The organism is Mucilaginibacter kameinonensis (assembly GCF_003675385.1).
Lineage (GTDB): Bacteria > Bacteroidota > Bacteroidia > Sphingobacteriales > Sphingobacteriaceae > Mucilaginibacter > Mucilaginibacter kameinonensis.
The window spans coordinates 117182-132252 of sequence record NZ_RCWZ01000001.1 but is presented as its reverse complement, the minus strand read 5'-3'; the positions used below and the strand labels follow the sequence as shown (position 1 = coordinate 132252).

Below are 15071 nucleotides of genomic sequence, written 5' to 3'. Positions count from 1 at the left end.
GGAGGGGCCGTGGGAGTGGTTCTCTCCCAAACACAGTTTTAACAAAACACAACTATGAAAAACACGCTACTTTTTTGTTGCGGACTTGCATTTGCTGCCGGGGTTTTTGCACAGGGGACTAACCCGAAACCGGCATCGTTGAAAGAGAAAACAGCGTTCCAAACCAGTAGCCCGTGGAGGCCTGAGATTGATGTGCGCTCGGATATTGCTATTGTTTATGGCACTAATGATCACCCAAACATGACCTTTGAACAACGCGTTAAATCATGGCGCGACCGCGGTTATGATGTAAACTTCATGACCGGTATTGCCTGGGGCGATTACAAAGATTACTTTTTGGGTAAATGGGATGGCAAAAACCATCTTGGTGTAGGGCAGGTAACACAAAAAGGGGATACCATTTTCCATGGTAAGGATATGCCTTACGTGGTGCCCGATGATTCGTTTATCGAATACATGAAAACGGCCGTGGTAAAAAGGGTGATTGACGTTGGTATTACCAACATTTTTTTAGAAGAACCGGAGTTTTGGGCCCGTGCAGGTTACAGCGCAGGCTTCAAAGAACAATGGCAAAAATATTATGGCTTCCCATGGAAACCACAGGATGCATCTGCTGAAAATACATACTTATCAAACAAGCTAAAATATAACCTGTATTATGAAACTATAAAACAGGTATCATCATACGCCAAAGAGTACGGTAAAAGCAAGGGAATGAAAATTAAAGTGTTCATTGCAACGCACTCGCTGGTAAATTACTCGTCATGGCAAATTGTAAGTCCGGAGGCAAGTCTGGCATCATTACCGGGTATCGATGGCTATATTGCCCAGGTATGGACAGGCACCTCTCGTGAGCCTACATATTTTAACGGCGAAAGAAAAGAACGTGTATTCGAGAACGCCTTTCTGGAATATGGTTCGGTAGTATCAATGACCGCGCCAACCGGCCGTAAGGTGTTTTTCCTTACCGACCCTATTGAAGACCGCGTGCATGACTGGAGCGATTACAAGCGTAACTACCAGGCTACCTTTACCGCCAAACTGTTGTACCCAATGGTTGCCGACTATGAGGTAATGCCATGGCCTGAGCGCATCTACACGCATCCATACCCGGTATTGGGCACTAACGAAAAAACACTGATCCCGCAGTTTTATTCAACCCAGATGCAGATCATGGTGAACGCGCTGAATGATATGCCCGTTTCATCAAACAAAGTTTCCGGTGTTAATGGCATCGGTGTGCTGATGAGCAATACACTTATGTTCCAGCGGTTCCCTACGCATAACGGCTTTGAAGATCCGCAGTTCTCCAACTTTTATGGACAAACCCTGCCGCTGGTAAAACGTGGTGTTCCGGTACAAACTGTACACATGGAAAACTTAGGCTATGCGGCATCGCTAAAGAAAATCAAAGTTTTGGTGATGAGCTATTCTAATATGAAGCCGGTGTCGGCCGAGGTTCACGAGCATTTGGCCGAATGGGTAAAAAACGGTGGTGTTTTGATCTATGCCGGCCGTGATGATGATCCGTACCAATCAGTAATGGAATGGTGGGATACTAAAGGCAATAATTTTAAAGCCCCATCTGAGCACCTATTTAAGCTGTTAGGTATCAACCCAACCGGCGATGATCAGCGTTTTGCTGTAGGTAAAGGCGCGGTTTACGTGTTAAGGCAAAACCCTAAAGAGTATGTAATGCAGGCCGGTAATGATGATGGCTTCATCAAAACGGTAAAACAAGCTTACGAAAAAGATGCTAAGGGCGGTACCCTGCCATTTAAAAATAGCATGTACCTGGAGCGTGGCCCTTATGATGTAATTGCCGTGATGGACGAAAATGCCGATAGCAAACCGTACACAGTAAAAGGCCCGGTTATTGATCTTTTCGATCCGAAGTTGCCTGTACTTGCCGAAAAAACTATTAACCCTGGTGAGCAGGCTTTATTATATGTGGTAAATCGTGTACCTAATAAAAAGTTGCCAAAAGTGCTTACGTCTGCTTCAAGGGTTTATGATGAAGCAACAACAGCCCGTAGTTATACTTTTGTAACCAAAAGCCCTATCAATACATTAAACAGCGCCCGGATTTTATTGCCGGCGCAACCAAAGGCAACAGTAGTTACCGATAATACAGGAAAAACCATTACTGATGTAAAATCCTCGTGGGATAAATCATCAAGCACCTTGTACCTGGGCTTTGCCAACAGCCCCGATGGTATTAAGGTGAGCATTAAATGGTAAAAGAATCTTTTTTGAGAGAGAGTTGGTTTATGCTTCCGTACATGAAATTTCATGTGCGGAAGTTTTTTGATGTTTGGTCTGTACATTCGCTCAAAAAAATTGTCCTTGTATTGAACATCGGTTATTGAGAAAAGAAAAATAGTTCCCTCCCTTGGGAGGGGTGTGTTAGGATGTGAAGTGGCAGGGAGGGGTTATATGTCTCGCTAAGCGAATATGCATAGCAGTTAACCCCTCCCTGCACCCTCCCAAGGGAGGGAATCGCGCAATCCCCCACTTTAAATTTCTTTGAGTACTAAATCATGTAATGATTTGAAAATAAAGCACCCATAATAATAAATGAAAAAGTTACTTCTCCTGGCGTTTGCCTTTTTACCGGCAGCACTTTCGGCACAAGAAAAGGTGTCGTCACCTGTCGATCTGATCAACCCGCTCATGGGTACACAATCAAAGCCGTCGTTATCCAACGGTAATACTTACCCGGCAGTAGCACTGCCATGGGGTATGAACTTCTGGACACCACAAACCGGAACCATGGGTAACGGATGGCAGTATACCTATGATGCCGATAAGATCCTCGGTTTTAAACAAACGCACCAGCCATCGCCATGGATGAATGACTACGGTATGTTTTCTGTTTTCCCGGAAACGGGCAAACTAAAGCTCGATGAAAAAGATCGCGCCAGCTGGTTCTCGCACAAAGCTGAAACTGCAAAACCGTATTACTACAGCGTTTATCTGGCCGATTATGATGTAACAACAGAAATTACACCTACCGAGCGTGCGGCAAGTTTCCAGTTCACTTTCCCTAAAAGTGACAGTTCGCACATCGTAATTGATGCTTTTGACAAAGGATCTTACGTAAAGATCATCCCTGGCGAGAAAAAAATTGTTGGCTACAGTACCAAGAACAGCGGTGCCGTACCTGCCAACTTCAAAAACTACTTTGTTATTTATGTAGATAAACCATTCGCGCTGGCATCGGCATGGCATGACTGGAAAAAAGATGCAGGTCAGTTGGAGTATACCGGCGACCATGCCGGCGCGGTGATCACCCTGAAAACTGCTAAAGGCGAAAAAGTTCATTTAAAAGTTGCTTCGTCATTTATCAGCATTGAGCAGGCCGAACTTAACCTGAAACGTGAATTGGGTAACGATGATTTTGCTGCAACTTGCCAAAAAGCTAAAGACACCTGGAATAAAACCCTGAGCCGCCTGAATGTTGAAGGTGGTACCATCGATCAAACCCGTACTTTTTACAGCAGCCTTTACCGCATGTTGTTTTTCCCTAACAAAATGTACGAAGTTGATGCTAACGGACAAAATGTACACTACAGCCCGTTCAACGGTAAAGTTGCGCCGGGATACCTTTTTGCCGGCACCGGTTTTTGGGATACTTTCAGGGCGCTTTATCCTTTCCTGAATTTGGTTTACCCATCCATCAGCAAAGAAATGCAGGAAGGTTTGATCAATGATTACAAAGAAGGTGGTTGGTTACCTGAGTGGTCGAGCCCTGGTTATGCTGATTGTATGATCGGTAATAACTCGGCATCGGTAGTTTCTGAAGCTTACCTGAAAGGCCTGCGTGGTTATGATATCGAAACCTTATACCAGGCGCTTAAACATGGTGCTAACAACGAAGGTCCTAGCGCTACAGGTCGCCGTGGAGTGCAATATTATAACACCTTAGGTTATGTGCCATACAATGTTAAGATCAATGAAAACGCTGCACGTACTTTAGAGTATGCTTATGACGATTTTGCCATTTACCAGTTAGGTAAAGCTCTTGGTAAACCTAAAAAGGAAATTGAGATCTATAAAAAACGTAGCCAGAACTACCGTAACCTGTTCGATCCGCAAACTAAACTGATGCGCGGTAAAAACCAGGACGGTACTTTTGAAACGCCGTTTAATCCGTTTAAATGGGGCGATGCCTTTACCGAAGGTAACAGCTGGCACTACAGCTGGGGTGTGTTCCACGATATTCAGGGTTTAATAAACCTGATGGGCGGCAAGCAACAATTTGCGGCCAAACTGGATTCGGTATTTGAAATGCCGCCGGTATTTGACGATAGCTACTATGGCGGGGTGATCCATGAGATCCGTGAAATGCAGATTGCCGGTATGGGTCAGTATGCTCATGGTAACCAGCCAATTCAGCACATGATCTATCTTTACAACCACGCAAGCCAGCCATGGAAAACCCAATATTGGGTTCGCGAAGCTATGAACAGACTTTACAGGGCTACACCAGATGGTTATTGCGGTGATGAGGACAACGGGCAAACATCTGCATGGTACATTTTCTCGGCCATGGGTTTTTACCCGGTTACCCCGGCCAGCGACCAGTATGTATTAGGTGCCCCGCTATTCAAAAAAGTGACTGTTAATTTAGAGAACGGTAAAACCATCACCATCAACGCGCCAAAAAACAGCGACGAAAACAGGTATGTAAATACACTTACAGTTGACGGTAAACCATACAGCAATAACTGGTTAAGCCACAAAGGTTTGTTAAACGGCGCCGTGCTTGATTTTGATATGCAGGCCACTCCGAACAAAGACCGCGGTACAAAAGATGCCGATGTGCCTTATTCAATGAGCAACGATAAAGAGAAATAAAAATTTCCCCTCTTGAGAGGGGGCCGCGGCGGGAATGAGCGATAGCAGGGGTGTGTTTGTACGATTTAAGTATCATCGCAAAAACACACCCCTACACCCCTCTCAAGAAGGGAATCGCGCATTCCCGCCTTTTTTATTTATATAATCCTCACTCCGCCTTTTTCCTAAACGCGGCCCAAACATAAAAAGGGATCCCTGCCAGTAATAACAAAAAGCCATAATAAACCGCTTCCTGCCCGGCACCGGCTATGGCCCAAAGTGAATAGCCAAATGCCAATATAGCCAGCGCGGTAGCGCCAACCCAACCACCCGCCTGCGGAGTTTTTCGTGCTCTGATAACAAGGTAAGCAGCGGCTGATAATAAGTAAGGGATCAACACACTTAGCAATGAAAGCAGCAGCAGAAATTTAAATTGTGCCACCAATCCCCTGGTGTAATTCATGGTCATGAACAGCGATACCATAATACTGCTGATAACAATACCCATATAAGGCACGCCTTTTTTATTTGTCCGACTGAAAATGGGAGGGAAGAGCTTGTCTTTTGAAATAGCATATGGCACTTGTCCTTGTAGTAACGTCCAGCCATTAAGTGAGCCAAAGGCAGCTATGGCGATACCAGCGCTTACCCAATACCGGGCACTGCTGCCGTAAATGATCACCGCAGTATCGGCGTAAGGGGTAAGTGATTTTTGCAACTGTGCCGCCGGGATAATGCCAATAACACTTACGCTGCCCAGGATATAAATAAAGGTAGTAATGAGGAGCCCCAGCATGGTTGCCCTGGCTACCGTTTTTTCGGGATTGGCTACACTGCCAGACGGTACGGTAGCACTTTCAATGCCAATGAACGCGAACATCGTCATTGTAGCTGTAGCCTGTAACGCGCTTATGATGCCGCTACCGCTGGTGTTAAAAGGGCTGAAGTTTGCAGCTTTAATAAAAAACAAGCCGCCAATAGCCACTAACAATAAAGGCAATATTTTTAGAATGGTGGTAACAAGTTGAAGTTTTCCCCCTGCTACAACACCCAAAGTGTTAATATAGGCCAATAGCCATATAGAACACAAACCGGTTGCTACCGCGATAAAACTGCTGCTGCCCAGCACCGGGAAAAAGGTACTTAAGGCACTTACAAATGATATAGTGATGGCCGCGTTGGCGCAGGCTACCGCAAGATAATATCCCCAGGCCACTAAAAAACCTATAAAGTCGCCCAGGCCATCGCGGGTATAGGCGTATGGACCGCCGGTAGCATGGGGCAGTAGCTTGCTCAGGTTACTGAAAACTTTTGCCAGGAAAAATGACCCTATTGCCGAAAATACCCAACCCAGCAAACCAATACTCCCGAATGACGCCATAGCAGCCGGCATCAGGAAAATACCTGCACCTATCATGTTGCCAATCACCAACGAGGTGCTGGTCCACAGGCCTAATTTGTTTTTTTCGGAAAGTGCTTCGGGCATGAATATCTGTTTTGTGAAAAGATAAGATTTTTACCGGTGCGAATATCAAAAAAGATTTCGAGGCGGGAATGTTGGATTAAACCGGTGTTGCCTGCTCTTGAACCTTATTTAGCATAAAAAATAAAATCTTGCCTAAACATTTACCGTTGAAATTGCTTTTATAGCAGGATGTTGCTTTTTAAGCGATGGCTCCGTTATTTGCATAACCTGTTCGCATCAAAAATGAAAAACAAAAAAACAGTGACCGGCGTGATGCTGGTGCTCTGCGCGCTTTTAGCGGTCAGTTTTAAAAATGTCGGCAAAAAAAGTGTTCCGCCCGCTAAGGATACCACTAATGCCGGTTTGTTCCTGCCGGGTAAATTTAAAGCTGTAACTGTAGTTGATAGTTTGGAAGGCCGCGCCCGCCATATTGCCGTTAATACTAATGGCGATGTTTATGTAAAGCTTCGCTTCCCTGATTCTATTGGTGGCAATGTTGCCCTGCGGGATACTAATGGGGATGGCCATGCTGATATCATTAAAAAATTTGCCAATTATGAAGATAAAGGCCCGTATGGTACCGGGATGCGGGTGCATAAAGGTTATCTATATTTCAGTTCGGAGGTTAATGTCTATCGCGTAAAACTAAATCCTCGAACACTGGTACCAGATGCTCCGCTCGAACTGATATTGCATGACGCCACAGCTCCGCATGAACATGATGCCAAACCGCTCACTTTTGATAACGCCGGGCATATGTACGTGGCTTACGGTGCGCCGTCGAACGCCTGCCAGGTGCAAAACCGGGTTCCTGGTTCAAAAGGGATTAAAGGCTGCCCGTTATTGAAACAGTACGGCGGCATCTGGCAGTTTGATGAAGCTAAACCCAATCAAACACAGGCTGATGGCATTCGGTATGCCACAGGTTTGCGCAGCGTAGTTGCTATGGATTGGAATACCGCCGATAGTTGTTTGTATGTTGTAGCCCACGGTCGCGATGATCTGCGTTTACAGTTTCCTAAAATATTCAGTGCCTGGCAAAGCGCGGTACTGCCTGCCGAAGAGTTCATCAAAGTAAAAAAGGGTACCGATGTAGGCTGGCCATATTATTATTATGACCCTATTAAAAAGAAAAAACTCCTGAACCCGGAATATGGTGGTGATGGGATAAAGGCAGGCAACGGCGCAAAATATACGCAGCCCATTATGGCTTTCCCGGCGCATTGGGCCCCCAACGATTTGTTGTTTTATACCGGCAATCAGTTTCCGGCGAGGTATAAGAACGGGGCTTTTATCGCTTTTCACGGCTCAACCAATAGGTCGCCTTACCCGCAGGCCGGTTTTTTTGTATGCTTTGTGCCTTTTAAAAACGGAAAACCCTTTGGGCCTTGGGAGATATTTGCTGATGGCTTTACCGGGAAAAATACAGTAGTGAGCGTAAGCGATGCTAAGTATCGGCCAATGGGTTTGGCCATGGGGCCTGATGGTTCACTGTATATCAGCGAAACGGAAGAAGGTAAGATTTGGAAGATCTCGTACACGGGTAATAAAGCATCATTCGGTAAAGCCGAGCTTGCCAAAATGGAACTGCGTAAAAAGCTGCCCGGCTTCAGGCTTCCTGATGTTTTGAAAAGCGATTTGCAAACAGGAATGCTGAAAGGCGGCGCTAAAATATATACCACCTATTGCGCCAATTGCCATCAAAAAAATGGTAAAGGCGATGGCAATATGATCCCGCCGCTCAGCGGGTCGGAATGGGTTACCGGCGGTAAGTTTATGGAAAAAGACCTGGCTATAAGGGTGGTGCTGAATGGTTTGGATGGGCCTATCAAAGTGAAAAATCATCCTTATAACAGCGCTATGCCCAAGCATAATTTTTTAAGCGATGCTGATATTGCGGCGGTGTTAACCTATATCCGCAACAATTTTGGCAACAACAGCAGTCTGGTTACTGCCGCCGAAGTTAAAAAAGTAAGGAACGAGAAGTAAATAAATCAATACATAAGCCAAATAACCGTGCATTTATTGCTATTAAAGCTATTTTAGGGCCTCGCAACCATTGTTTGCTTTAACCTTTAATAAGCCATGAAAAGTTTTCTTCATTCCGTAACCGCTTTCGTTTTTTTGCTGGGCATTGTCCTTGCATTTGATGGCAGTGCGCAAACAGTTGCAACCAGGGTATCGGGTGGATGGATCAGGGGCATAGAGGAAGGGCCGACTTTGGTATTTAAAGGGATTCCGTATGCCAAGCCCCCGGTTGGGCCGCTACGCTTTATGCCGCCGCAACCCACGACCTCGTGGAAAGACACGCTTTCTTGCGAAAAGTTTGGCAGCCCGGCATCGCAAGGCGGTGGTCCGGGTGGATTGAAAGGGAGTGAAGATTGTCTGTCTTTAAATGTATATACACCTACAACATCAAAGGAAGCCAAACTTCCGGTACTGGTTTGGGTGCATGGCGGTTCGCTTACGGGCGGTTCGGGTATGGGTATGAATGGTCACGCCTTTGCCGATGACGACAGCGTTGTAACCGTGACTATCAACTACCGACTGGGTGTTTTCGGTTTCATGTATTTGGGGGATGTAAATAAAGCCTATCAGTCATCGGGTAATAACGGCTTGCTTGATTTGATCATGGCCCTTAAATGGATCAAACAAAATATTACCGCTTTGGGAGGCGATGCCGCCAAAGTTACCGTAATGGGCGAGTCGGCAGGCGCCAAGCTTACCAGCGCTTTGTTGGCCACACCACAATCAAAGGGCTATTTTAACCAGCAAATTTTAGAAAGCGGCGGGGTGCAATGTATCCGGGATTCGGTCACTGCCAAAGGCATCAGGCAACGGCTAATGACCCAATTGGGTGTTACCAAACCTGCCGATCTGCTTAAAATCTCCGCCGAAAAACTTATTGCAGCACAGGCAGAAATTAGCAATGGGGCACAGGGTACCAATTATTTTGGCCCGGTGATAGATGGCTCAGTTATTTCAGAGGATCCGTATCAGTATATCCGCAAAAGCAGGAATGATAAAGTTCGCTTCCTGATAGGTACCAATAAATTTGAAAGTAAAATGTTTATGGGGTTTGATAAACGTCTTAACCATCCTGATAGCACGGTGCTGTATGGTTGGTTTGGCGATAACTATCGTTCCATTTTATCAAACTATGAGACTGAAGCAAAAAAACAGGGTGCCGATAGCGCTGCCATAAAAGTGCTTACCCAATACATGTACCAGATGCATAGTTACCGGTTGGCTAACGCGCTCTCAAGGACAGGTAATCATACCTGGATGTACCGCTTTGATTACAAGCGCGACGGTACCGGTGCTACTCACGCCGATGAGTTAGGTTATGTGTGGTTTTTGCCCGGAAAGCATAATTTTAACCCGGCAGAATTGAAACTGGCACAACAGATACACCAAAACTGGGTAAACTTTATCAAAGGCAAATCTCCCGGCGATGTAAACGGTGCGCCATGGCCGCATTTTGTAGCCGGCGAAAACAATATCATTGTTTTTGATGTCGCTTCGGGCCCGGCACAGCTCAGCAATGTTTATAATGATAAAACCAGTCCTTCCTCATGCTTTGTTTTGAAGTAAGGGTTGTTTTCTGGTAAGCTCAGACTTCCTTCGCTCCAATTATAAGTTAGGCAAGCGTCCATGACAGCGGACTGGAGGATTTAGTGTAACCCTGGCTTGTGCTTAATGATTTGATTATCAGGTGTTTGTTTTGAATAGAGTGAATTTCTGTTAACCCTGTTAACCCCCTATTATTGGTCTAAGTTAGCGGCTATGGAGCCCACGCTTACTTATTAAAAGTATTACGTGGGTATAGGCCTCAATCAAAGTTAACAGTCAAGCATCGACGCTTGGCTGTATGCACTATTATAAACAATTAATGACGTAATATGGGCTTTTAAAACCCACTTGTGAATATCGTCGTATACAGCCTTGAACTGTTGATAAAAACATAGCCTAATTAAAATCTGGTTAATATATTAATAACGTATATGCAAGATGCTTAAAGAGTTTCATAAATTTTTTGAGATAATTTGAGTATTATTGCTGTTACTTAATGACACCCCTACGTTAAATGGCTGATCCAAATTTCACGGCATATTACGGCCGTATAAAATATACCCTGACCTTTTTTTTGCTGTTTATTTTAGGGGCCTCGCTTCGTTTATCTGCACAAATCTCCGATTCCCGATTCAGGCATATCAGTAATGAACAGGGGCTTTCAAATAGCACCATCAATTGCATTTTTCAGGACAGCCGCGGCTTTATGTGGTTTGGTACCCGCGATGGCTTAAACCGTTATGATGGGTCAAAGGTGATCATCTACCAAAATAATCCTGCCGATAAGGCAAGCATAAGCGATGGCTTCATTAATTGTATTTATGAAGATGCTGATCACATGCTTTGGATAGGAACCAATTATAATTTGAACAAGTTTGATCCCATTACCAATAAGTTTTCGGCAAGTGGGTTTAAAAATATAACAGTTACCGCTATTACTGCTAAAGATGACAGTCATTTATGGATCGGTACACAAGGTAATGGCATCAGTTTGCTTAATACACGTAATGGTAAAGCTGTTCGCGTAAGCAATGCCGGGCTTAGCTGCGATACTGTTAATACGCTTTATAAAGACGCTAAGGGCAACTTATGGGTTGGTACGCGCCATGGCCTTTGTGTATATGATGCTGCCAAATCGGTATTTAAACCTTTTGCAACTAACACTCCGGTTGCCGGCTGTGATATTACTTCCATCACTGCCGATAAGGCCAATAACATTTGGATAGGCACTAACGGACAGGGCGCAGCAACATTCGATGCGCAGGGTAAACACTTCAAATCATTTGTTCATGATGATATGGACAACGGCAGCTTGTCTGGCAATATGGTGCTGCAGGTACTTTGCGACAGGGATGGCGAAATCTGGATAGGAACCATTAACCAGGGCATGAACTGGTATAATGCCAAAACCAGCAAGTTTGTAAAATATTTCCCACGGCCCGAAAATACTGGCAGCCTTTCAAATACTACCGTTTCGGCAATTTATGAGGATGTGCAGCACGATCTTTGGATAGGCACACATCGCGGAGGCGTTAACCTTTATACTGCCGAAACTGATAAGTTTAAACTGTACAGGCAGGGCATTAATGAAAGTACCTTAAGCTATAATGATGTTAAGGCCTTTTTTGAAGACAGGCGCGGCAACATCTGGGTTGGTACCGATGGCGGTGGACTAAACCTTTTTAACCGAAAAACAGAGCTGTTTCGTCAGTATAAGTTTAATCCATATAACGCGGCAAGTATCTCCAGTAATTCCATACAGGATATAGCGGAGGATGCGCAGGGCAATATCTGGGTAGGCACCTGGGGCGGAGGGATCAACCTCATGAATCCGGCGACCGGTAAATTTACCCGTTTTAAAGCTAACGCCACCGACCGTAGCGCCGTAAGTTCGGATTTTATGCAGCGGATGCTGTTGGATAGCCGCGGCAATTTTTGGGTAGCTACTTATTTTGGCGGCCTTAATTTGCTGGATCCCAAAACACACAAATTTACCCGTGTACTTAAAGATCCGGATGGTAAAACCTCATTTGAGGGGAACAACGTTGTTTCGGCAGGGGAGGATAAGGATGGTAATGTGTGGTTTGGTACGGATGACGGTGGCCTCAATTGTTACAACCTGAACACCCGCCGTTTTTCGCATTATTTTGATCACGAAAAAAAGAAAACGGATTCGCGGGTAATTTTTACTGACAGTAAAGGCCGGGTTTGGATAGGTATGGCCGGTTTATACCTGTTTGACAAGGCGCAGAATAAATTCAATCTGTTTACCACTAAGGGCAATTTAAGCATCGATTTTATTAAAGGGATCACCGAAGATGAAAAACATAACCTTTGGATTTCGACATCAACAGGGATCAATCGCCTAAATCCTGAAACCGGCGACAATAAGCAATTTAATACTTATGACGGCCTGCAGGGTACCGAGTTTGAAGCCAATGCCTATCTTAAAACCCGCGATGGCGAAATGTACTTCGGCGGCGTAAAGGGCTTCAACAGGTTTTATCCCGAAAAAATAAAAGCCAACGCGTTTATCCCACCGGTTTACCTGACCGATTTTCAGATGTTCAATAAATTGGTATTGCCGGGCGGCAAAGATTCTTTACTGAAAGCGGATATCGGGTTTACCCGCAAAATAACGCTTAACTATGATCAGTCATCGATAGCCTTCAATTTTGTGGCGCTTAATTACATCGTAAGCCGCAACAACCTGTATCAATACAAATTGGATGGCCTGGATAAAGAATGGGTAAAAGCAGGAATGGAACGAAGGGCTACTTATACCAACCTTGATCCGGGAACATATACTTTCCACGTAAAAGCATCTAATAACGACGGCGTTTGGAACAATACCGGAGCATCAGTAATGATTGTGATTACCCCACCGTTTTGGGTTAGGTGGTGGTTCAGGCTATTGGTGGTGTTATTAATCATATTAGCCGCATATAGCTTTTACGCCTATCGTATCAATACTATTCAAAAGCAGAAAGCCCATCTCGAAAAACTGGTGCAGGAGCGTACGCGCGAGGTAGTTCAAAAAGCAAGCGAACTCGAGGTAAAATCAAATGAACTGCAGGATGCTTATGAGGAACTGCAGGCGCAGTCTGAAGAGTTAAAAACCCAGTCGGAAGAGTTGCAGGTACAGTCTGAACATTTACATGAACTTAATGGCCAGTTAGTTGAGCAAAAGGAGCAGGAGCAGCAAGCTCGTGAAGAAGCTGAAAAGGCTAACCAGGCCAAGAGCATTTTCCTGGCTACCATGAGTCACGAGATCCGTACGCCAATGAATGGGGTTATAGGTATGGCCTCGTTGCTTGCCGAAACCAAACTTGATTATGAGCAGCGGGAGTATACCGATACCATTATCAGTTGCGGCGAAGGCTTGCTGAGCGTGATCAACGATATCCTTGATTTTTCAAAGATCGAATCGGGTAAGATGGAGGTGGAGCATGAAGATTTTGATCTGCGCCATACTGTTGAAGAGGTGATGGATATTTTTGCGCAAAGGGCCGCCCAGCAAAAAATAGACCTTATTTATCAAATTGATGCTGATGTACCGCTGTATATTGTAGGTGATAGTCTCCGGATTAAGCAGGTGCTTATCAACCTTATCAATAACGCCATCAAGTTCACATCAAAAGGCGAGATCTTTATCAAAGTATTTTTGATAGAGCAAATTGGCCAGGAGGCAGAGATTGGGTTTAGTGTTAAAGATACAGGCATTGGTATTCCCGAAGAAAAGATCTCGCGCCTGTTTAAAGCATTCTCTCAGGTTGATTCATCAACTACCCGTAAATATGGCGGTACCGGCCTTGGGCTGGCTATTTGCCAAAGACTGGTGAATTTGATGGGCGGCGATATTTCGGCCGCGAGTATTTATGGAGAAGGATCGGTGTTTAGTTTTTCTATCAAAACAGTTAAGAGTAAAAATCCTGTACGGACACCATTGGTTTGTGACTTGGCGGCTTTAGCAGGCTCACGTATCCTGATAGTTGATGATAACAATACAAACCTGTTCATCCTTAAAACCCAGCTTGAGCATTGGAAACTGGAACCGGTAACGGCTTCATCAGGCCCCGAAGCCTTAGCCATATTGGATAAGGATAATAGCTTCAAGTTGTTGATAACCGATATGGAAATGCCTGAAATGGACGGCGTTGGCCTCGCAAACCAGGTGAAAGTCAAGTATCCGCAACTGCCTGTAGTGATGCTGAGTTCCATTGGTGATGAAACCAAAAGCAAATTCCCGGGGCTGTTTTCGTCCATATTGGTTAAACCAATTAAGCAACACCACCTGTGCATGAGCATTCAGAAAGCGTTTAACCAGGATAACACAGCAACAACCGAAGTTGCAGCTAAGAGTGTATTGTCGGCCGATTTTGCTAAGGACTATCCTCTTCGGATTTTGGTGGCCGAAGATAACCCGATAAATCAGAAGCTTATAGAGCGCGTATTGGGTAAATTGGGGTATCAACCTGATATAGCTTCTAATGGTGTATTTGTACTGGAAAAACTCGACGAAAAATATTACGATATCATTTTGATGGATATCCAGATGCCCGAATTAGACGGCCTGGAAACCACAGCCCAAATTCGCGGACGAGGCGGAAATCAACCATACATCGTGGCCATGACAGCCAATGCCATGCAGGAAGATCGTGAAATCTGCATGCAAGCCGGTATGGACGATTATCTTTCAAAACCAATGCGCCTGGAAGACCTGGTAACGATATTGCAAAAAGTACAGGTTACTGGATAAGCTGTGAAGGGTTTACTGCATAATGTCGTAGAGTTGACTCACCCGGTCTGTGCTTCGCTGGACCACCCTCTCTATCCTTCGGAGAAACAGGGTAGAAAAAAATAAAAAATTAAAAATCCCCTCTTTACGCTTAGCGTAGAGAGGGGTGACGAGCGCAGCGATGTCGGGGTGAGTCAACGTAATTTTAATTGCTACTCCAGCAGCTCGCATAAATAACCATGCTTTTTAAGTAACTCAATAACCAATTGATGCGAAACATCGGTGCCCTCTATCCTCAGAACTTTATCGCAATCGTCCAGATCAAAATTTACATGACTATTGGTGATCCGCTTTTGAAGCAAGGCGACTAACATCGCTGCTGCTGCCGTGGTCTGAACGTTTGTTTTAAAAACCTCGACGGTTGAGTTCGTGATTGTTTCCATGGCTTTGTTTGAT

The 15071-nt window shown here is 44.9% G+C and carries 7 protein-coding genes; 5 read left to right on the top strand and 2 right to left on the bottom strand.

The genetic code is table 11. The features are described from left to right. Positions 1 to 54: 54 nt before the first annotated feature. Positions 55 to 2241, top strand: a complete 2187-nt coding sequence (locus EAH55_RS00525; protein WP_121808050.1) for a hypothetical protein — start codon at positions 55 to 57, stop codon at positions 2239 to 2241. Positions 2242 to 2577: 336 nt separating this feature from the next. Then, complete coding sequence (locus EAH55_RS00520; protein WP_121808049.1) at positions 2578 to 4860, top strand: GH92 family glycosyl hydrolase; 2283 nt, start codon at positions 2578 to 2580, stop codon at positions 4858 to 4860. Positions 4861 to 5008: 148 nt separating this feature from the next. Here the strand turns inward: EAH55_RS00520 and EAH55_RS00515 are convergent, their stop codons facing one another. Continuing rightward, the gene (locus EAH55_RS00515; protein WP_121808048.1) at positions 5009 to 6325 is read right to left on the bottom strand and encodes an amino acid permease; all 1317 of its coding nucleotides are present in this window, start codon (positions 6323 to 6325) and stop codon (positions 5009 to 5011) included. A gap of 222 nt (positions 6326 to 6547) precedes the next feature. Here EAH55_RS00515 and EAH55_RS00510 point away from each other — a divergent pair, with 222 nt between their 5' ends. From EAH55_RS00510 to EAH55_RS00500, 3 genes are all read left to right on the top strand, one after another. Next, positions 6548 to 8293, top strand: coding sequence for a c-type cytochrome (locus EAH55_RS00510; RefSeq protein ID WP_121808982.1), 1746 nt, complete (start codon positions 6548 to 6550; stop codon positions 8291 to 8293). Between the two features lie 96 nt (positions 8294 to 8389). Next, positions 8390 to 9898, top strand: coding sequence for a carboxylesterase/lipase family protein (locus EAH55_RS00505; RefSeq protein WP_121808047.1), 1509 nt, complete (start codon positions 8390 to 8392; stop codon positions 9896 to 9898). 493 nt (positions 9899 to 10391) lie between these two features. Continuing rightward, a complete protein-coding gene (locus tag EAH55_RS00500; RefSeq protein ID WP_121808046.1) occupies positions 10392 to 14636 on the top strand; it encodes a hybrid sensor histidine kinase/response regulator in 4245 nt (1414 codons plus the stop codon). Between the two features lie 191 nt (positions 14637 to 14827). Here EAH55_RS00500 and EAH55_RS00495 read toward each other — a convergent pair whose 3' ends face one another. Next, complete coding sequence (locus EAH55_RS00495) at positions 14828 to 15058, bottom strand: hypothetical protein (RefSeq protein ID WP_121808045.1); 231 nt, start codon at positions 15056 to 15058, stop codon at positions 14828 to 14830. Positions 15059 to 15071: the final 13 nt, after the last annotated feature.

Excerpts from the sequence above, each read along its gene's own strand:
- EAH55_RS00525 (WP_121808050.1), top strand. The coding sequence starts at position 55 with ATGAAAAACACGCTACTTTTTTGTTGCGGACTTGCATTTGCTGCCGGG.
- EAH55_RS00520 (WP_121808049.1), top strand. The coding sequence starts at position 2,578 with ATGAAAAAGTTACTTCTCCTGGCGTTTGCCTTTTTACCGGCAGCACTT.
- EAH55_RS00515 (WP_121808048.1), bottom strand. The coding sequence starts at position 6,325 with ATGCCCGAAGCACTTTCCGAAAAAAACAAATTAGGCCTGTGGACCAGC.
- EAH55_RS00510 (WP_121808982.1), top strand. The coding sequence starts at position 6,548 with ATGAAAAACAAAAAAACAGTGACCGGCGTGATGCTGGTGCTCTGCGCG.
- EAH55_RS00505 (WP_121808047.1), top strand. The coding sequence starts at position 8,390 with ATGAAAAGTTTTCTTCATTCCGTAACCGCTTTCGTTTTTTTGCTGGGC.
- EAH55_RS00500 (WP_121808046.1), top strand. The coding sequence starts at position 10,392 with ATGGCTGATCCAAATTTCACGGCATATTACGGCCGTATAAAATATACC.
- EAH55_RS00495 (WP_121808045.1), bottom strand. The coding sequence starts at position 15,058 with ATGGAAACAATCACGAACTCAACCGTCGAGGTTTTTAAAACAAACGTT.